The sequence below is a fragment of the Micromonospora sp. C31 genome, assembly GCF_018070575.1.
GTDB lineage: Bacteria > Actinomycetota > Actinomycetes > Mycobacteriales > Micromonosporaceae > Micromonospora.
The window spans coordinates 25,994-46,016 of sequence record NZ_JAGPXN010000017.1; the positions used below are offsets into that span (position 1 = coordinate 25,994).

16 protein-coding genes are annotated in these 20,023 nt (G+C 71.4%); 15 read left to right on the forward strand and 1 reads right to left on the reverse strand.

Annotation, left to right across the window (positions count from 1 at the left end):
• The first annotated feature begins 300 nt into the window (after nt 1-300).
• From KBX06_RS21035 to ccrA, 13 genes are all read left to right on the forward strand, one after another.
• Nucleotides 301-1,311 carry a diiron oxygenase gene (locus tag KBX06_RS21035; RefSeq protein WP_247686377.1) on the forward strand — a complete coding sequence of 337 codons (1,011 nt, stop codon included), beginning with the start codon at nt 301-303 and terminating at the stop codon, nt 1,309-1,311.
• Nucleotides 1,308-2,810, forward strand: a complete 1,503-nt coding sequence (locus tag KBX06_RS21040) for a methylmalonyl-CoA mutase family protein (RefSeq protein WP_210837750.1) — start codon at nt 1,308-1,310, stop codon at nt 2,808-2,810. The genes KBX06_RS21035 and KBX06_RS21040 overlap by 4 nt, the downstream gene beginning before the upstream one ends.
• 40 nt (nt 2,811-2,850) lie before the next feature.
• Nucleotides 2,851-4,710, forward strand: coding sequence for an asparagine synthase (glutamine-hydrolyzing) (asnB, locus tag KBX06_RS21045; RefSeq protein WP_210837752.1), 1,860 nt, complete (start codon nt 2,851-2,853; stop codon nt 4,708-4,710).
• A gap of 175 nt (nt 4,711-4,885) precedes the next feature.
• A complete protein-coding gene (locus tag KBX06_RS21050; protein ID WP_210837754.1) occupies nt 4,886-6,262 on the forward strand; it encodes a lysine N(6)-hydroxylase/L-ornithine N(5)-oxygenase family protein in 1,377 nt (458 codons plus the stop codon).
• Nucleotides 6,263-6,679, forward strand: a complete 417-nt coding sequence (mce, locus tag KBX06_RS21055) for a methylmalonyl-CoA epimerase (protein ID WP_210837756.1) — start codon at nt 6,263-6,265, stop codon at nt 6,677-6,679.
• A 33-nt stretch (nt 6,680-6,712) separates the two neighbouring features.
• Nucleotides 6,713-7,417, forward strand: a complete 705-nt coding sequence (locus tag KBX06_RS21060) for an FMN-binding negative transcriptional regulator (RefSeq protein WP_210837759.1) — start codon at nt 6,713-6,715, stop codon at nt 7,415-7,417.
• On the forward strand, nt 7,417-8,196 hold the full coding sequence (locus KBX06_RS21065) for a helix-turn-helix domain-containing protein (RefSeq protein ID WP_210837761.1): 780 nt from the start codon (nt 7,417-7,419) through the stop codon (nt 8,194-8,196). Before KBX06_RS21060 ends, KBX06_RS21065 begins: the two co-directional genes overlap by 1 nt.
• A 23-nt stretch (nt 8,197-8,219) precedes the next feature.
• Nucleotides 8,220-9,980 carry an acyl-CoA dehydrogenase family protein gene (locus KBX06_RS21070; protein ID WP_210837764.1) on the forward strand — a complete coding sequence of 587 codons (1,761 nt, stop codon included), beginning with the start codon at nt 8,220-8,222 and terminating at the stop codon, nt 9,978-9,980.
• On the forward strand, nt 9,977-11,305 hold the full coding sequence (locus tag KBX06_RS21075; RefSeq protein WP_210837766.1) for a condensation domain-containing protein: 1,329 nt from the start codon (nt 9,977-9,979) through the stop codon (nt 11,303-11,305). The genes KBX06_RS21070 and KBX06_RS21075 overlap by 4 nt, the downstream gene beginning before the upstream one ends.
• Nucleotides 11,302-11,559, forward strand: a complete 258-nt coding sequence (locus KBX06_RS21080) for an acyl carrier protein (RefSeq protein WP_210837768.1) — start codon at nt 11,302-11,304, stop codon at nt 11,557-11,559. Before KBX06_RS21075 ends, KBX06_RS21080 begins: the two co-directional genes overlap by 4 nt.
• Nucleotides 11,556-13,160, forward strand: a complete 1,605-nt coding sequence (locus tag KBX06_RS21085) for an AMP-binding protein (protein WP_210837770.1) — start codon at nt 11,556-11,558, stop codon at nt 13,158-13,160. The genes KBX06_RS21080 and KBX06_RS21085 overlap by 4 nt, the downstream gene beginning before the upstream one ends.
• Nucleotides 13,157-15,574, forward strand: a complete 2,418-nt coding sequence (locus KBX06_RS28530; protein WP_210837772.1) for a condensation domain-containing protein — start codon at nt 13,157-13,159, stop codon at nt 15,572-15,574. The genes KBX06_RS21085 and KBX06_RS28530 overlap by 4 nt, the downstream gene beginning before the upstream one ends.
• Before the next feature lie 2 nt (nt 15,575-15,576).
• On the forward strand, nt 15,577-16,917 hold the full coding sequence (ccrA, locus tag KBX06_RS21095; RefSeq protein ID WP_210837774.1) for a crotonyl-CoA carboxylase/reductase: 1,341 nt from the start codon (nt 15,577-15,579) through the stop codon (nt 16,915-16,917).
• Between the two features lie 99 nt (nt 16,918-17,016).
• On the opposite strand, the gene def is transcribed toward ccrA, so the two are convergent.
• Nucleotides 17,017-17,565: a peptide deformylase gene (gene def / locus KBX06_RS21100; protein WP_210837776.1), complete on the reverse strand. Its 549-nt coding sequence runs from the start codon at nt 17,563-17,565 to the stop codon at nt 17,017-17,019.
• A gap of 136 nt (nt 17,566-17,701) precedes the next feature.
• Between def and KBX06_RS21105 the strand changes: the two genes are divergently transcribed.
• Entirely contained in the window at nt 17,702-18,322 is a 621-nt protein-coding gene (locus tag KBX06_RS21105) for a helix-turn-helix domain-containing protein (RefSeq protein WP_210837778.1), read from the forward strand.
• A gap of 48 nt (nt 18,323-18,370) precedes the next feature.
• Nucleotides 18,371-19,954: an MFS transporter gene (locus KBX06_RS21110; protein WP_210837780.1), complete on the forward strand. Its 1,584-nt coding sequence runs from the start codon at nt 18,371-18,373 to the stop codon at nt 19,952-19,954.
• The last annotated feature ends 69 nt before the right edge of the window (nt 19,955-20,023 follow it).

Consider the following 20,023-nt stretch of genomic DNA (forward strand, 5'->3'; position numbering starts at 1 on the left):
GGCCGGCCAGGTGACCGCACGTGCCGCGATATCCCCTCGTCATGCCCCTGAGCTGGGCAGAGACCTCTGTACGGGGCAGTCGGCGACCGACCCGGCGCCGCGACGGGCTGCGCGCTAGGCCATAACAACGCCAGTGGTCTATGGACTGACCGGTGATCGACTCGCTACTCAGAGTTATTGGGCCCGAGGGCGCGAGCTGCGACTTTACGGAAGATCGCCACAGGCTGTGCATTAAGATTGATGAACATCTATCAAAATATCAATGATTGAGGAAAATACCAGCCAGTAACTTTCCCGCCGATGGCCGGCTTGGCGGTGGTAGGGTCCAAAAGCGTCTTCGGGGAGGAACCAGAAGTGGTGGGCCTGGTCACACAAAGTCTCTTTTCGAACTGGCACGATCGGGCAAGCGTCCGAATTGCACCGCATCGACTTCTTCGTGACGAGCGGGAGCAGGGGAAGGCACTCTTCTCTCGGCATTTGATGCCCTATCTGGAACACCCTGAGGTGCGCGCTCTATCCGCCGACACGATCGACTCGCTGATCGCGCAGCAACTCTATTCGTACCTGAACTTCGTATCGAACCTAGAGTCTAAGATCGTCAATAGAGGAACCAAGCTGATCGCGCATGGTGAGCTGGCGTTCCCGGTGCCGCAGAAAGTGCGGCTGGACGCCTGGAAGATCTACTGCGACGAGGCGCACCACGCGCTCAGTGGCTTCGACCTGATCCACCAGGTCAGCCAGGGCACCGGCATCGCTGCCCTGCCGTACTCCTTCGACGGGATCATGCGTCGGCTGGACAACGCCGGGCAGCCTCTGGAGGAGGAGGCCCCGCACCTGGTGCACCTGCTCCAGGTGGTCGTCTTCGAGACCGTGGTGACCTCGCTGCTCACCGACATCCCCCGCGATCCCACGGTGGTGACCGCCGTCCGCGAGGTGGTGGACGACCACGCCCGCGACGAACGGTGGCACCACGCCTTCTACAGCCTCTTCTACGACCACCTCTGGGCGACGCTCCCACCGGACACACGGAGCCGGGCGGCGCGGGCGCTGCCCGAGCTGATCACGGCGTGCCTGGCACCGGACCGGGCGGCCATCGGCACCGCGCTGGAGTCGGTCGGGCTGCCCCGGGACACGGTGCGGGGGGTGCTGGACGAGACCTACACCGACGAGATGGTGACCGCCCAGATCCGACACGCCGCCCGCCGCAGCATCCGGATGTTCGCCGAACACGACGTACTCGACCTGCCGGGCGGCTGGGACGCCTTCGCGAAGGCGGGGCTGCTCCTGTCCAAGGAGGAGGAACGACGTTGAGCATCGAGGACGCGATCGGAGCACCCGCTGCGGCGGCCGGCCCGAGCCGGCCCGGTGAGTTCCCGTACGACGCCGGCATCCACCCGACCGGCTACACCACCAAACCCTGGACCATCCGGCAGCTCGCCGGGCTGGGCGACGCCAACGACACCAACGCCCGGTTCCGCTACCTGCTGGACCGCGGTGAGACGGGGCTCTCCCTCGCCTTCGACCTGCCCACCCAGATGGGCCTCGACCCGGACGACCCCCGGGCCGAGGGCGAGGTCGGACGGGCCGGCGTCTCGATCGCCACCGTCGACGACCTCGCCGCCGTCTTCGCCGGCATCCCGCTCGACCGGGTCTCGGTCTCCTTCACCATCAACGCCACCGCTCCCATGGTGCTGGCGATGTGGATCGTCGCCGCCGAGGAGTCCGGGGTCGACCCGAAGGCGCTGCGCGGCACGCTCCAGAACGAGATGCTCAAGGAGCACCTGGCCCGCAAGGCGTACATCTTCGACCTCGACCACAGCTTCCGGTTCTCGCTGGACGTGATCGAGCACTGCGTCCGCCACCTGCCCAAGGTCAACCCGATCTCGATCTCCGGCGGGCACGCCCGGGAGGCGGGCGCCGACCGGGGCCTGGAGGTGGCGTGCGGCATCGCCGACGCCGAGCAGTACCTCGACGGCATGCTGGCTCGGGGGTTCACGGTCGACGAGGTCGCCCCCCAGTTCAGCTTCATCTACGGCGCACACCTGGAGCTGCTGGCGGAGGCCGCGAAGTTCCGCGCCGCCCGCCGGCTGTACGCCCGCCGGATGGCCGAGCACTACGGCGCCCGCAACCCCCGCTCGATGCGGATGCGGATCCAGGTCAACACGTTCGGGTCGACCCTCGCCGTGCAGGAGCCGCTGAACAACATCGCCCGGACCACCGTCTCCGCCCTGGCCGCCGTCCTGGGGGGCGTTCAGTCACTGCATGTCTGCGCCTTCGACGAGGCCGCACAGACGCCGGGTGAACTGGCGGCGCGGGTGGCCCTGAGGGTCCAGCAGATCATGCTGACGGAGACCGACGTCGCCCGGCACGTGGATCCGCTCGGCGGCTCCGCCGTCATCGAGCAGTTGGTCGACGAGATCGAGCAGACGGCGGTGGACTGGCTGGACCGGATCGCCGAGCGGGGCGGCCTGCTGGCCTCCGTGCGCTCGGGGTGGCTGGAGAGCGTCATCGAGGAGATGGCCTTCCACGACGAGAGCGGCCCGCGAGTCGGCGTCCGGGACAGCCACGAATACGCCGAGGAGAAGCAGCTGCTCCGGGACCAGCACCGGACCGGCGTCGCCGCCGGCCGCCGCCGGCCCTTCACCCGGACGGACTGCACGGGGCCACTGGAGCGCGTCCGCGCCTGCGTCGAGCAGGACGAGAACGTGCTGCCCGCCCTGATCGAGGCGGCCCGGGCGCGGGCGACGGTGGGCCAGATGAGGGCCGCCGTGGCCGCGGGCATCGGCGGTCGGAACACGCCGACCGCCTGAGGCGGCCGGTGGACGGAACACGACATGAGAGGAAGTGCACGTGTGCGGGATTGCGGGTCTGGTCGACTTCCGACCGCCGATGCAGGACCACACGGAACTGGTCACCTCGATGGCCAACGAACTGGCGTGGCGAGGGCCGGATGACCTCGGGGTCTGGGTGCACCAGCACGTCGGCTTCGGCGTCCGTCGGCTCTCCGTCATCGACATCCACGGCGGCCGCCAACCGATGGTGGAACACCGTCCCGACGAGCCCCCGGTGGCCCTCGCCTACACGGGCGAGGTCTTCAACTGCCCGGAACTCCGGGCCGAACTGGGCGCCCGGGGCCACCGGTTCAGCACCACCAGCGACACCGAGGTGGTGCTGCGGGCGTACCTGGAGTGGGGTGCGGCGTGCGCCGAGCGTCTGCTGGGCATGTTCGCCTTCGCCGTCTGGGACGGGCGCACCGAGGAACTGCTGCTCGTCCGGGACCGGTTCGGGATCTACCCGTTGCACTACGCCGAGGTCGACGGCGGCATCGTCTTCGGCTCCGAGCTGAAGGCACTGCTCGCCCACCCCGCGGTGCGACCGGAGGTCGACCTGGACGGCCTCCGGGCCATCGTCGGCTTCGTCAAGGCACCCGACCACGGGATCTTCCGCGGCACCAAGGAGCTGCTCCCGGGCACCGTCCTCCGGTCGGGGCGCAACGGCAGCTCGTTGCACACCTACTGGTCGCTGCCGGCACGGGAGCACACCGACGACCTCGACACCACCGTCGCCACCGTCCGGGAACTGCTGGAGGACAGCGTCCGTCGGCAGATCGTCTCCGACGTGCCGCTGGGCTCCTTCCTCTCCGGCGGCCTGGACTCCAGCGCCATCGCCGCGCTCGCCGTGCGGGCGATGCGCGAGCGCGGTGACGAGAAGTTGCGGACGTTCTCGGTGGACTACGCCGGCCATGCCGAGACCTTCCGCCCCGACGAGGTACGCAGCACCCCGGACTATCCGTTCGTCGAGCTGATGGCGAAGTACCTGGGCACCGAGCACACCCGGGTGACTCTCACCACCGACCAGCTGATGGACCCGCAGGTACGCAGCGCGGTGCTCCGGGCTCGCGACATCCCCACCTCCCTGGGAGACCTGGACACCTCCCTCTACCTGCTGAGCAAGGCGTTCCGGCAGGACTGCACGGTGGCGCTGACCGGCGACGCCGCCGACGAGCTCTTCGGCGGCTACCACTGGTTCCTCGACCCGCACTACCGGCAGGCCGAGTCGCTGCCCTGGCTGGAGTTCGCCCGCCGGATGATGGGCAAGAACCAGATGCGCAACACCGGCCTGCTCGCGCCGGACCTGGTGAAGACGCTCGACACCGAGCGCTTCGACCAGGACGCCTACCACACCGCGGTGGCCGGCGTGCCGGTGCTCGACGGTGAGAGCGAGATCGACCGGCAGATGCGGCAGATGACGTACCTGAACCTGACCGGCTACCTGCGGATCATTCTCGACCGCAAGGACCGGATCGGCATGGCGGCCGCCCTGGAGGGTCGCGTGCCCTTCACCGACCACCGACTCGTCGAGTACGTCTTCAACGTGCCGTGGTCGATGAAGTCGTTCGACGGCCGGGAGAAGAGCCTGCTCCGCGCCGCGGTACGCGACCTGCTGCCGCCCTCGGTGCTCTACCGCCAGAAGGCCGGATACCCGCCCACCGACGACCCCCGCTACGCCGAGGTGCTCCGCGAGCAGACGGCCGCGCTGATCCGCGACGACTCGGCCCCGATCCAGCCGTACCTCGACCTGGACACGGCTCGGTCCTACCTCACCGATCCAGGCGGCCCGGCCGGCGATGTGGTCAACCGGTTCAGCATGGAGATGGTGCTCTATCTCAACGAGTGGCTCGACCGCTACCAGGTCCGGGTCCTGACCTAGGGCCCACCGACGCCGCCCCGTCCGGATTCCGGGGAAGGACGGCCGGTGCGCCGGCCACGACGACCGCACCCGCACGGGGAGCGCCACGTGACGGACTGCCGCCAACCCGGGTCTCCCGGGTCGGCGCAGTCGTGGATATCCGCACACAACACGTGAGCAGGGGATGGAAGGTGTCATGACAGCTCCGCGACGCGCGGGGGCGCCGGTGGTGGACATCGCGGGCATCGGATTCGGTCCGTCGAATCTCGCACTGGCGATCGCCCTGCAGGAACACAACGAGAAGCAGCTGACCGGTGACGGGCTGACCTCGGCGTTCTACGAGCGGCAGCAACGGTTCGGCTGGCATCGGGGGATGTTGATAGACGGCGCCACCATGCAGGTTTCGTTCCTCAAGGACCTGGCCACCATGCGCAACCCGACCAGCGAGTACGGGTTCCTGTCCTACCTGCACAGCAAGGGCCGGCTTTCGGACTTCATCAACCACAAGATGCTCTTCCCCACCCGACTGGAGTTCCACGACTACCTGGAATGGACGGCGGCGAAGTTCGACCACCTGGTCTCGTACGACTCCGAGGTGGTCGAGGTGCTTCCCGTGCGGGAGCAGGACGCGATCGTGGCGCTCGACGTGCATGTCCGGTGTGACGGGGGAACGGGCCCGACGGCCGTCCAACGCACCCGCAACCTGGTGGTCGCCGCGGGGCTGGAGCCGGTGCCGCAGCCGGTGGGCAGCCCGTCGGAGCGGATCTTCCACAGCGCGCACCTGCTGGAGCGGGTGTCGGAGTTGGACAGCGAGCCGCGCACGGTGACCGTCATCGGGGCCGGGCAGAGCGCGGCGGAGTGCACCGAGTTCCTGCACCGCCGCTTTCCCGCGGCGCGGGTCTACGCCGTCTTCTCCCGCTACGGCTACAGCGTGGCCGACGACAACCCGTTCGCCAACCGCATCTTCGACCCAGGTGCCGTCGACGTCCACTTCGCAGCCCCGGACGAGGTCAAGCGAATGCTCTTCGGCTACCACGGCAACACCAACTACGCCGTGGTGGACGTCGACCTCACCGACGAGCTCTACCGGCGGCTCTACCAGGAGCGGGTCCGGGGCGAGGAGCGGCTACGCGTACTCAACGCGGCCCGGACGCTCGACCTGCAACCGGTCGGCGACCGGGTCCGCGTCTCGGTCGCCTTCCTGCCGACCGGGGAGGTCACCAGCTTCGACTCGGACCTGGTGGTCTACGCCACCGGCTACCGGCCGCGGGACCCGCTGACGTTCCTCGGCGACGTGGGCCGGCACTGCCGGCTCGACGACAACGGCCGGCTCCGGCTGCACCGCGACTACAGCCTGGTCACCGACCCCGAGCTGCGGTGCGGCATCTACCTGCAGGGCGGCACGGAGCACACGCACGGCATCTCCTCCGGCCTGTTGTCCAACTCGGCGATCCGCGCCGGGGAGATCGTGCAGTCGGTCGCCGAGGGGCAGCGGTCCGGGTCGGTCCGCACCCACCGCCCCGCGATGTCGGAACCGGCGCTGAGCGCGACACACGACGGACGGGGGAACTAGGTGTTCACGCGGTTGGACCACGTCGGCATCGTCTGCGCCGACCTGGAGAAGACGATCGACTTCTACCTGGAGACGTTCGGCTTCGAGTTGTGTCACACCGAGGTCAACGAGGAGCAGGGGCACCGCGAGGCGATGCTGCGGGTCAACCGCACGGACGACGGCGGTGCGACCTACCTCCAGCTCCTCACGCCGACCCGGCCCGACTCGGTGGTGGGTCGGTGGCTGGCCACCCGGGGCGAGGGGCTGCACCACGTCGCGTTCGGCACGCCGGACGTGGCCGGCGCGGCCGGCGCGCTCGGCGGGCAGGGGCTCCGGGTGCTGTTCGATCCGCCGCGCCGGGGGTCGATGGGTTCCCGGGTCACCTTCCTGCACCCGAAGGACTGCCACGGGGTGCTGACCGAGATCGTCACCCACTGACCCGACCGCATCCTGTCCGAGGGAGCCAAGCCGATGTTCGTCCCCAGTGACTACCAGGTCGACAACGCCGCCTGGCGTGCCGAGATCATCCGCCAGAACCCTCTGGCCCTCATGGTGACCAGCGCCGAACCTGTCCCGTGGGCCACCCACCTGCCGGTCATCGTACCGCCCGGGGCCGAGTTTCCCGCCCGAGCGACCAACGGGGCCGACCCGTTCGTCGGCAGCACCCTGCTCGGCCACCTCAATCGGGCCAACCCCCACTTCGCGGCGCTCTCCACCGGCACCCACTCGATCCTGGTCTTCGGCGGGCCGCACGGCTACGTGTCACCAACCGTCTACGGCACGACACCGGCAGCGCCCACCTGGAACTTCACCGCCGTCCACGTACACGGGACGGTCCGCATGATCGACGACGCCGAGCAGACCCTCGACGTCGTCCGGGCCACCGTTGCGACATACGAAGGCACCTTCGGCACGAACTGGGACGCCACCGGATCGCTGGACTACTTCCGCCGCATCCTGCCCGGCGTGGGCGCCTTCGAGTTCCGGATCGACCGGGTCGACGCCATGTTCAAGCTCAGCCAGGACCAGAAGCCGGAGACCCGGCGCCGGGTGACCCGCTCCTTCGCCGGTAGCGCGGTCAGCAGCCACCGGCAGTTGGCGAAGCTGATGGACCGGCTCGACCAGGACGGAACACCGCAGGAAGCGACTGTGCCGGTCGGGGAGGCGGCGGAATGATGCCGACGCGTACCCGGGACAACGACGGCCGGAAGCTGGACCGAAAGACCCTCGAAGGCATCCGGCTGCGCGTCGTGCAGCAGGTGGCCGAGGGCAGGCGTCCCGAGGAGGTGGCGGCCACCCTCGGCTTCTCCCGGGCCACTGTCTTCTCCTGGGTGGCGAAATACCGCGCCGGCGGCGCGGAGGCGCTGCGTACCCGCAAGGCACCCGGCCGGACGCCCCGGCTGTCGCCGGACCAGCTGACCCGGTTGCGGCGCACGATCGTGGACGCCGACCCCCGACAGAGTGGCCTACCGGTGGCGCTCTGGACCAGGGTTCTGGTCGGTGAGCTGGTACAGCGGGAGTGCGACGTCCGACTCTCGCCCGCCAGCATCGGGCGGCTGCTGGACCGGCTCCACCTGCTGCCTCCCCATCCGTTGCGCGGCGGCCGCAGCGAGACCACCCCGAGCATGCGGCAGCGGCACCGCTCGCCCCAGCGTCCGGGCACTCCGCGCCGCTCGGGCGTGCACTTCGTCACCGAGACCGTGCAGCGGTACTGCGGCGACCAGCCTCCGGTCACCCTCATCGCCGCGGCCGTCGGCAATGGTCCGCTCCGGTTCGCGGCCTACCAGACGGTGCCCGGCCCCGACGTCTTCATCGACTTCTGCCGGCGACTGATGCACGACGTGCCCGGCCCGTTGCTGCTCGTCGTGTTGTCAGGGGCCGCGCACCGGTCGGGTTCGGTGGCGAGGTTCGTCAAGGAGACGGAAGGACGGCTCCAGTTGAGTTCGCTCCGATGAGATCCGAGGAGAAAGGTCGTCAGGTGAACATCGGGTCGAGGAACGTCCTGAGTCTCCCCGGGGTACCCAGCCTGTTGGAGCAGCTCTGCCACGGTCGGCTGGCCTGGGAACTCGTCCATCCGTTTCCGACGCCCTCGGCGGGCGACGCCGAACTGGGCGACGAGTCGGTGGCCCGGGTCCGCGCGCTGCTGGGGGAACGGCTCGACCCGGAGCGGGTGGAGGCGGAGAACCGGCTTCCCGACGGGCTGGTGCCAGCGCTCGCCGACGAGGGTCTGCTGAACCTGCTGGTCGACGAGGCGGCGGGCGGGCGGGGTCTGTCGCCGTACAACGCGTTCCGGGTGATGACCGCAGCCGCGGAGCAGTCCGTGGCCACCGGCATGCTGCTGGCCATCCACAACGGGATCGGCGCCGCCGCGTACCTGCCCATCCTGCCCGCCGGCCCGCTGCGGGACTTCGTCACCGAGCGGGTGCGCGCCGGAACGGTCACCGGGATGGCCGACACGGAGCCCGGCGGCGCGGCCAACCGGGCTCGGGAGCTGACCGCCCAGGCGCTGTCGGACGGGTCGGGATACCTGCTCAACGGCGAGAAGCTCTACATCGGCAACGGCAGTGTGGCCGGCGTGCTGGCGGTCACCGCCACCGTGCACGAGAACGGCAGCGACCGCATCCGGGTCTTCTTCGTCGACACCGCCACCCCGGGTTTCTCGGTGCGGTCGTCGCTGGAGTTCATGGGGCTGCGGGGCTCACCCAACGGGGCGCTGTCCTTCCGGGACGTGCTGGTTCCCGCTGAGCGGCTCCTCCAGGAGCGCGACGGGCAGTGGCTGACCCCCGAACGGGCGGTGGTGCTCTCCCGGGGGCGGGTCTTCATCGTGGGTGCGCCCTCGCTGGCGATCGCCCGACGCTGCGTGGCGCTCGCCCGCGCCTACGCGACCCGCCGGCGGGTCGACGGCCGCAACCTGGGTGGGTACGACGAGGTGCAGCGCATGATCGCCGCCAGCCTCGCCGACGTGTACGCGCTGGACAGCATGGCCCGTTGGGTGATGCTCGCCGACCAGGACGGCCGGGCGGTGAACCTGATGCTGGAGCAGGTCGCGGCGAAGGACGTCACCTCGCTGCTGTGTTGGCGGGTGGCCGAGCGCACGATGACCCTGCTCGCTGGCGAGGGCTTCGAGACGGTGGCGGGAAAGATCAGGCGCGGCGGGCCGGGCGAGCCCATGGAGCGGCTGTACCGGGACGCCCGTGGGATGCGGGTGGCCGGCGGCACCGAGGTCCTGTTGCAGATGCGGGTGGCCCGCAACATCGTCTTCAGCTACTTCTACCCCGAGCCGCACAACGTCGCCGAGATCGAGTCCGAGGTCGAGCCGACCGTTCCGGAGGTCCCGCAGCTCTCCCCGCGCAACCGGGAGCACCTGCGGTTCACCGCGACGGAGATCCGCCGGTTCGCCCGAGCGTGCCTGCGGCTGTGCCGCCGGTACCCCGACCCGGCGGTGCTGTACGAGCGCGGGTCGCAGCTGCGACTCGTCGGGCAGCTCGCCGAGGAGCTGGTGACCATGGTCGTCACCCTCGGCCGGGCCGCCTCCGGCGCGGACGACGGCGAACAGGACCTGGCCGACATCTACTGCGCGCAGGCGCGCCGGCGGCTGGCTGCCTGGTGGCATGAGCTGGCCGACGCCGACGCCGGGGAGCCCGCCCACGCGGCGACCAGTGACCGCTGGCTGGCCGACGGCCGGTCCCCCGCGGTGCCGGACGACGCCGCCGCCGAAGCCGCGGGGGCGGGACGATGAAGTCGCCCAGCGGCCAGCTCTCCACCGCCCAGGAGCGGCTCTGGCTCAGCGAGCAGCTGGCCCCGGCCGCGGGTGGGTACGTCGTACAACGGGCGCTGCGGCTGACCGGGCCGGTGGACGTGCCCGCGCTGCGGGCCGCCGTACGCCTGCTGCTGGAACGGCACGAGGTGCTCCGCACCGTGTACCGGGAAGAGGACTGGTCGGTACGGCAGGTCCCGCTCGCGCAGGTGCCGGACGTGCTGCGGCTCCATCCCGAGGTGCCCGGTGGCCGTTCCGCCGCCGAGGTGCGGGAGCTGATCGAGGCAGACCGGGCGGTGCCCTTCGACCTGGCGGAGGCTCCCCCGCTGCGGCTGTCCCACGTGCCGCTCGGGCCGGACGACGCCGTGCTCCTGCTCTCCGTCCACCACATCGCCTTCGACGGCTGGTCGATGACGGTCTTCTTCGACGAATTGGCCACCGGATACGACGCGTACCGGGCGGGTCGGGTGCCGGAGCTGCCCCCCGCCCCCAGCTACCTCGCCTACGCCGAGGCCGACCGGTCCCCGGGCCGCCGATCCGTCGCCGGGCGGCACCTGGACCATTGGCGCCGGACGCTGGCCGGGGTGCCGGCCGTCACCGGGCCACCCACCGACGCCCCGCCCTCGGCCCGCGGCAGCGACCAGGCGTACGCGGCCGCCACCGTCCTGGACGCCGCGGTGGTCGACCGCGTGGTCCGGTGCTGCCGGGAACACCGCTGCACCCCGTTCATGGCGCTGCTGGCCTGCTACGCCGCGGCCCTGTGCCGTCGCGCCGGCAGCACCGAGGTGACCGTCGCGACGGCGGTCTCCGGCCGGTTCGACCGGAAGCACCACCGGCTGGTCGGGCTTCTGGTGAACGTGGTGCCGATCCGGGTGGTCTGTCCGCCGGAGGCGGACCTGCCGACGCTGCTGGCGGGGGTGCGGGAGAGCTGTCTCTCCGCCTGGGAGCACGCCGACCTGCCGTACGAGCAGATCGTCGCCGCCAGCGGGGTGGCGCGACAGGCTCGCCGACCGACGCTGGCCCAGGTCCTGTTCGACCTGCGCCCCCGGCCCCGGGTCCCGGCCCTCGCCGGACTGCTGGTGCGGGAGTGGGCCATCCCACCCATCGCCACCCGGTTCGAGCTGGAGCTGCACCTCGAGGTGTCGCCGGGGACGGCCGCCGGGCACCTGGTCGCCGCCCGCGACCTCTTCCACCCGGAGACGGTCGATGCGGTCCGCGACGCCTTCGTCGCGCTGGTCGACGCCTGGACCCTCGACCCCCACCGTCCGCTCGGCCAGGTCGCCGAGCCGAGAGAGGAGTACCGATGACCACACAGAGCGGGGAACTGGCCGCCGTGCTCACCGACATCTGGCAGGAGGCGCTCGGCGTCAACGGCATCGAGCCGGACGAGAACTTCGCCGACCTCGGGGGCGACTCGATGACGGCCACCGTGGTCACCGCGTTGATCCGGGAGCGCTTGGGGGTGGAGGCGCCGCTGCGGCTGGTCTTCGACCACCCGACGGTCGCCGAACTGACCGAGGCGCTCGTCCCGGCGCTCGCCGTCAGCGGGCTGCCGGCATGACCCCGTACCCGCTGCCCGGCCTCTGGGGCGGCAAGGCCGATCCGCCCTGCCTGGTCGATGCGTTCCTGGCCCGCGCGTCCGCGACGCCGGACCGGACGGCGGTGATCGACGGCGACCGGAATCTCACCTACGCCGACCTGCTGCGCTGGGTCACTTTCACCGCCGGGGAACTGACCGGGCGGGGTGTCCAGCCGGGTGACCGGGTCGCGGTGGCCTGTGCCCGCAGCGCGGAGGCGGTCGTCGCGCTCTTCGCCTCGGCGCTGGTCGGGGCGGCCTACCTGCCACTGGACATCAGCTACCCGAGCCGGCGGTTGCAGCACATGCTGACCGACAGCGACGCCCGGCTGCTGTTGTTCGCCGCGGCCGAACCGCCGCTGGACTTCGCCGGCGAGACCCTGCGGATCACCGCCCCACCGGCCGATGCGCCGGTCGTCGACCCGGTGACCGCGAAGCACGACCCGGACAGGAACGTCTACGTCATCTACACCTCCGGCTCCACCGGGTGGCCGAAGGGCGTCGGCGTCCCGCATCGCTGCCTGGACAACATGGCGCACTGGCAGGTGCACCACTCACCGGCTCCGGACCTGCGGACCGCGCAGTTCGCGCCGCTGAACTTCGACGTGTCCTTCCAGGAGATCCTGGGTTCCCTCTGCGGGGGCGGCACTCTGGTGATCATGCCGGAGGAGCTGCGGCGGGAGCCCACCCTCCTGCTGCGCTGGCTCGCCGCGCACCGGGTGCAGCGACTCTTCCTGCCCTACGTGGCCCTGCAGATGCTCGCCGTCGCGGCTCACGACGACCTGTACGACGGGCTGGAGCTGGTGGAGGTGAACACCGCCGGCGAGCAGATGGTCTGCACCGACCGGATCCGAGCGTTCTTCGGCCGGCTGCCCGGTTGCCGCCTGGTCAACCACTACGGGCAGAGCGAATCGGCGATGGTGACCTCGCACATCCTCACCGGTCCGGCGGAGTCCTGGCCGGCGCTGCCGCCGATCGGGGTGCCGCTGCCGAACAGCGAGGTCCTCGTCGACCCGGTCGACCCGGCCGAACCGCTGGTCGGCGAGCTGCTGGTCGCAGGGGCGCCGCTGTCGGCCGGCTACCTGCACCAGCCGGAGCTGACCGCCCGCCGGTACGTCGACATCCCGCCTACCCCGCACGGGCACACCCGGGCCTTCCGCACCGGCGACCTGGTCGAACTCTCCGACGGCGTGATCCGGTTCCTCAGCCGACTCGACGACGAGGTCAAGATCAGAGGCATCCGGGTGAACCTGCTGGAGATCGATGCTCACCTGCTCGCCGAGCCCGGGGTGACGGCCGCGGCGAGCGTGGTGACGGAGAGCCGCTCCGGTGCCCGGACGCTGCGGGCCGGCCTGGTGGCCCAGGACCCGACCGCCCCGCCGGACCAGGCCGCCCTGCTGGACCGGCTCCGCACGGTGCTGCCCTCGGTCTCCGTACCGGTCTCGCTGACCTATCTGCCGGAGTTGCCCCGTACCCCGAGCGGGAAGATCGACCGGGACGCGGTCGCCGCCGCGGTCGGCGTGGCGGTCGACGCCCGACGACGGGCGGGCAGCCCACCGGCTGAGGCCGCGGTGACGCCGGCGTGACCGACGGGACCGCCACCGCCGTCACCCGCCCGGTCAGCGCCGCCCAGCTGGCGCTCTGGGCGGAGGAACAGCTCGATCCCTCGGTGAGCAGCAGCGGGTACTTCTTCGTCACCTTCCTCGGCCCGGTGCGCCCGGAAGAGCTGCGGGCGAGCGCGCTGGCCGTGCTGCGCCGGCACGAGCCGCTGCGCTCGGTGCTGCGCACGACCGGTGACGCCCTGCGCCAGCTGGTCCTACCCGCCGAGGCGGCGCTGGTGTTCGAGACCGTCGAGGTGCCGTGCCCGGTGGGCGACGAGGCGGACGGCGTAGCGGCCTGGATGCGTCGGGGTGAGGACACCCGACGTTGGGACCTCGGCACCGAGGCGCCGATCCGGTTCCACCTGCTGGTGCACGGTGAGGATCGGGCGAGCCTGGTCTTCTCCGTGCACCACGCGGGCTTCGACGGGCGGAGCAAGTTCGTGGTGGCGCAGGACTTCACCGCCTTCCTCGTCGGGGTCCGGGCCGGGGACCCGCCGGTCGCCGATCCGCTACCGCACCCGGTGCTGCCCGAGCCGGACGCGGAGACGCGGGCCGCCGCCGTGGCGTACTGGATCGAGGCGCTCGCCGACGCGCCCGAGCCGATGGCGCTGCCCGGTGGGTGTGTTCCGGGGCGGCGCGGTGTGGTGACCACCGCCACGACCAGGTTGGACCGCGACCTCGTGCGCGGGCTCCGGTCGCTGGCCGAGCGGCACGGCGCCACCACCTTCACCACCCTTGTCGCCGCGCTGGGCGGGCAACTGGCCGGGTACGGCAACCCTCGGGGCGTCCTGGGCATCGCCGCGGATGTCGGGGACGCCGGGACCCGGGCGGTCGCCGGCGTACAGATCAACGTGGTGCCGATGCTGGTGCGGGTGGGGCGCGGGACCGACCCGGTCGTGGAGGCGGGTGCCGCGCTGGACCGGCTCCGCCGGTTCCGTCGGGTGCCCTTCGGCGACATCCTCGCGCGGGTGCCGGAGCACGGTACCCGGCGGCTCGCCACCCAGTTGGGGATCTCCTTCCCACGGCCCCCGGCTGGCCTGCGTCTGGACGTTCGCGGCCTGGGCAGCCGGTGGTCCTTCTTCACCCCCAACACCTCGGCGACCTTCGAGAAGACGCTGCAACTACGGGCGGACTGGCCCGACTGCCTGGTCCGGTTGGACTACCGGGCGGAGACCATGGGGACACGGGAGGCCGAGGAGTTCGTCGCCGACTTCCACGCGTCGGTCGCCGACCTCGTCGCCGGGGTGGCCGTCCGGTCCAGCCGGCGTCCCGCCGCGGCCACCGCCCCGGCCGGCATCGTCGAGGACCGCCCGGTCCGGCCGTTCGAGGTGCTGCGGGACCGGGCCGCGTGGGACCCGCTCGGCGTCGCCCTGACCGTCCCCGGCGCCTCGATCACCTTCCGGGATCTGCTCGGGGCGGTGACCGACGACCCGGGGACCCCGGACGCCGCGTCGGTCACCGGCACCGACCCTGTGCGTCGGCTCGCCATGCTGGTCCGCTCCGGCGACGCGGCGGCGGGCCGGCCGGCAGGGCCGGCCGGCGGGGGTGACACCCTCCTCTGGCCGGCCACCGAGCCGACGGTGCTGCGGATCGAGGCGACGGCCGCCTGGCACCGCGGTGCCACGGTCCGCCTCTCCGACGACGCTGCCGCGGCGGCCAGTGGCGTGGGCCGGATCTGCGCCCCGTTCCGGTTCACGCAGGCGCTGGCCGAAGCTGTTCCGGCCGGGGCGCCGGTGACCCTGGTGCTTCCGCTCGGGCAGTTGCAGGTCACCGCCGCGCTGGCCGACTGGCGGGCGGCGGGCGCCACCGTGGGCGCGTACCACGTGGTGGGTGACGAGGCGACGGGTTGGGTCGAGCCGGCGGACGACCCGGTCCGGCCGCCCCTGCTGGTCCCCCTGCCCGGTGTCTCCTACTCGGTGCGGTCCGTCGACGGCGTCCCCCTGCCGGTGCGCGTACCGGGTGGGTTGCACGTGTCGTCCGGGGCCTTCCCGGAGCCGATGGACACCGGGCTGGCCGGTCGGGTCACCGGTGCGGACCGGGTCGAGTACCTCGGCCCGTCGCGGCGCCGCCACCTGCGCCACCACGGCTTCATCGATGTCCGGCTGGTGGAGGCGGTGTTGCACGCGCACCCCGGCGTCCGAGAGGCGGCCGTGGTGCTGCGGGCGACGCCGCGGGGGCCGGCGGCCGTCGCTGTCGTCGCGCCCGCCCCGGGCGCGGCGGTGGGTCCGGGCGAGATCCGGGCCGCGATGCGCCGGCGACTCGAAGGTTTCGACCTGCCGGGGCGAATCCAGGTGGTCGGGGAGTTGCCCCGGACCGACCGCGGCGAGGTCGACCGGGCCTCGCTCGCGCAGCCGTTCCGTTCCGAGCCCGGTTCCGACCGTTACGTCATTGGAGGTTGACCATGGACGCACTCGCCGAGGCGGTACTCGCCAACGCCGGTCCGGAGGAGTTGGCCCGGCACCCCGTGCCACAGAACTACCTCGCGGCGCACCTGCGCGCCGAGGACGTCGACATCTTCCGCAACACCCAGGACAAGGACGTCCGCCGTTCCCTCCACCTGGGCCGGGTGGCGATGCCCGAACTCGCACCGGACGAGGTGCTCATCGCGGTGATGGCCGCCGCGATCAACTACAACACCGTCTGGTCGGCGATCTTCGAGCCGATCCCGACCTTCGCCTTCCTCAAGCAGCTTGGCCGGCAGGGCGGCTGGTCGGCCCGGCACGACGTGCCCTATCACGTCCTCGGCTCGGACGCCTCGGGCGTGGTGGTACGGGTCGGCTCCAACGTGCGCAACTGGCGGGTCGGCGACCACGTGGTCGTCTCCACCGCGTACGTCGACGACCAGGATCCGGCCACCCACGCCGACGGCATGATGGGCGTCGACCAACGGGCCTGGGGCTTCGAGACCAACTTCGGCGCGCTGGGGCACTACGCCGTCGCCCGGGCCAGTCAGCTGCTCCGCAAGCCGGCCCACCTGAGCTGGGAGGAGGCGGCCAGCAACCCGCTCTGCGCGGGGACCGCCTACCGGATGCTGGTCAGCGACCGGGGCGCCCGGATCAAGCAGGGCGACATCGTGCTCATCTGGGGTGCCTCCGGCGGCCTGGGCACCTACGCGGTGCAGCTCACCCGCAACGCCGGGGGCATCGCCGTCGGCGTGGTGGGCTCTGCGCAGAAGGCCGAGGCGGTCCGGGCGCTCGGGTGCGACCTCGTCATCGACCGTAGCGAGATCGGGCTGGACACGACGGACGTCGCGACCTCGGTGGAGGCCGGCAAGCAGCTCGGTCGGCTCATCCGACGTGAGTTCGGTGAGGACCCGCACGTCGTGTTCGAGCACGTCGGACGGGCCACCTTCGGCATCTCGGTGTTCGTGGTCCGTCGGGGTGGGACGGTCGTGACCTGTGGCTCCAGCACCGGCTACCACCACGAGTTCGACAACCGGTACCTGTGGATGAAGCTCAAGCGGATCATCGGCAGCCACGGCGCCAACCTGCACGAGCAGTGGGAGACCAACCGGCTGGTCAGCATGGGTCGGCTCGGGTCGACGCTGACCCGCACCTACTCGCTGGACGAGGCCGCCGAGGCGACCAGGCTGGTGCAGCGCAACGCGCACATCGGCAAGATCGGCGTGTTGTCGCTGGCTCCCAAGCCCGGTCTCGGCATCACCGATCCCGACCTGCGGGTGCGGCTCGGCGAGGACCGGGTGGCGCCGCTGCGCGGCTTCGCCCCGGCCGACGCGGACTGACGCCGAGCGGGTGACCAGGTGACGGATCAGGCTGCGGCGCGGCGACCCGCCGCCGTGGTCACGCCGGTCGGGTGGGCCGGCGTGACCACGGCGGGCCGCTCAGCGGAGCCGGCCGAGGATCGGGTGGGGACTGATCTCGACCCGCGGCGTGGGCTGGCCGTACCACTCGGCGGCGCGGATCGCCTTCATCGCCGCCTTGCGGCGCTCGGTGTCCATCCGGTCGATGAAGAGCACGCCGTCGAGGTGGTCGGTCTCGTGCTGCAGGCACCGGGCGAGGTAGCCGGAGCCGACGATCTGCACCGGGTCCCCGTGTCGGCTGTAGCCCTTGGCCACCACGTTCATCCGGCGCTTCGTGTCGAAGTAGAGGCCGGGCATCGACAGGCAGCCCTCCGGACCGTCCTGCTCGTCCTCGTCGGGGAAGCGGAGGACCGGGTTGACCAGATGTCCCCGCGTGCCCTCGACGTGGTAGACGAAGACGCGCAGCCCGATGCCGAGCTGCGGCGCCGCGAGCCCGGCGCCCTGCTCGTCCTCCAGGGTGTCGGTGAGATCACGGACCAACCGGTGCAGTTCCTTGTCGAAGGTGGTCACCTCGTCCGCCGGCTGGGTGAGGACCGGATCGCCGAGGAGGCGTACGGGCAGGACAGCCATGAAGGTTCCTCTCTGGATGTGGTGCGACAGACCGGGACGCTGACCGGATGGCCGGTGCGGCCTGGAGTTACGCGGCACGCGGGTCGACTGACGTGTCTCCTTGACCCTCCGTGTGCAAAGAAGAATACTTTGCAAAGTGACCGACGCCGAGAGCAAGGGCCCGACGCACCGGGACCCGGACGGCCAGACCGGCTTCGACCGGGCAGCCAGGGCAGCGCTGAGTCATCCACTGAGGGCTGCCCTGCTCGACCTCATCCGCCGACGTGGCACCATCACCGCCACCGAAGCGGCCCGGGAGTTGGGCGGCAACACCGGCCAGCACTCCTTCCACCTGCGGCAACTCGCCCGGTACGGGTTCATCGAGGAGGCGCCGCACGGCCCGGGCAGGGTGCGCCCCTGGCGGCTGGTCGGCCCGGTCGCGGAGCCGGAGCCGGAGGAGGAGATGGCCTGTCTCGCCCGGGGGCTGGAGGACGAGGTCTACCGCAACTGGCTCGCCCAGCGCGACCAGGCACCCCAGCGGTGGCGTCACGACGAGGCGTTCAGTCAGATCCTCTACCTGACGCCCCGCGAGCTCACCGAGGTCGGCAGCGCCATCCGAGACCTGATCAACGGCTACCGGCACCGCGAGAACCGGCCGCTGACCCGACCGCCGGGTTCCGCACCCGTCGCGGTCGTGGCCCGCCTCTTCCCGCTCCTCGAACCCGACAGCGTGGAGCCAGGTGGAGATCGCCCCGACGAGACCGGTCCTCAGCGCTGACCACGTCGGTCCACCGCCCATCAACACTCACGAGAAGGACCATCAGAGATGACAGCCGTTGAGGCTAGGCCGAACCGTACGACCGCGGTTCTCGCCCTGGTGGCGGTGTTCGCTGCCGCCTTCCTCGCAATGATCGACCTGTCGATCAGTGCCGTGGCCACGCCCGCCATCCGTCTAGACCTCACAGCCTCCATCTCGGCCATCCAGTGGGTCTTCGACGCGTACACCCTCTGCTTCGCCAGCCTGGTCCTGGTGGGCGGCCTCATCGGCGACCGGCTCGGGCACCGCACCGGCCTGGTGTTGAGCCTGACGCTGTTCATGGTGGGCTCGGCGCTGTGCGCCTTCGCCCCTGACACCGGCCTGTTGATCGCCGGTCGGGCGGTTCAGGGCACGGCTGCGGCGATGCTGGTGCCGTCCAGCATGGCCCTGATCGCCGTGATCGCGCCCGAGCCGGAGCGCCGGGCCAAGCTGCTGGGTATCTGGAGCGGCCTCAGTGGTGCCGCGATCGCCCTGGGCCCGGTCTTCGGCGGCTGGCTCGTCCACATCTCCGGCTGGCGCCTGATCTTCCTGGTGAACCTGCCGCTCGGTGCCCTCGTGCTGGCCCTCACCGTGATCACGCTGCCCCGGACCACACCGAACCGGGAGGGCCGGATCGACTTCCTCGGCCTGCTGCTCGGGGCCGGCGCGGCCTTCAGCGTCGCCTTCGGCGTCATCGAGGGCAACAGCATGGGCTGGACCTCTCCGGTGATCATCGGATCGTTCGTGACCGCCGTCGTCGCGGCGGTCGCGTTCGTGTTCGTCGAGTTGCGCAGCAGCCACCCGATGATGCCGGTCCGGCTCTTCCGGTCGGTGCCGTTCGCCGCCGCCAATGTGATCAACTTCGTCCTCGGCTTCGCGCTCTCCGCGGCCTTCTTCTTCCTGTCGCAGTATCTCCAGCAGGTCCTCGGGTACAGCGCGCTCGGCGCGGGACTGGGCTTCCTCCCGGCCGCGCTGGGCATGATGTTCATGGCCCCGTTGGCGGGGCAGCTCGCCGGGCGCCTCGGCAGCCGCGCGCTGATCAGCGTCGGCCTGGCACTCGGGGCCGGCGGCCTGTTCAGCCTGTCGCTCCTCGGCACCGACAGCCGCTACGTGCAGTTCTGGTGGGCGGTCGCCCTGGTCGGGGTCGGGTTGGGCCTGGCCCTGCCACCCAACACGCACGTCGCGCTCGGCGCCGTGGAGCCGGAGCGGGCCGGCGCAGCCTCCGGCACGATCGAGACGTCGCTGCAGTTCGGCACGGTGGTCGGCATCGCGGCGCTCGGCACGCTTCAGGCGAGCACCTTCCTCGACGGGCTGCGCGGGCGGCTCGCCGACGCCGGACTGACCGGCCCGCCGCTCTCGGATGCCGTCGACAAGCTGTCCCGGGGTGAGGCGGCCGACCTGCCCGGGCTGGCCGGGAACCTGCTCGACTCGATCGTCAAGACGTCCTTCGCCGAGGGTCTTCAGCTGGCCTTCCTGGTGGCCTCCGTGGTCACCGCCGTGACCGTGCTCGTCGCCCTGTTCGGTGCGCCGAAGGGCCTGACCGGCGCCGCCCCGGCCGAGTCCGCGCCCGCCGAGCCGCAGGAAGATGTCCGGCCCGACCCCACCTCGGTGTGAGCTCATCGCCCGCCGGCACCACCCCGGTGCTGGCGGGCCCGACCGAATCGTCCGTGACCTGTCCATGGG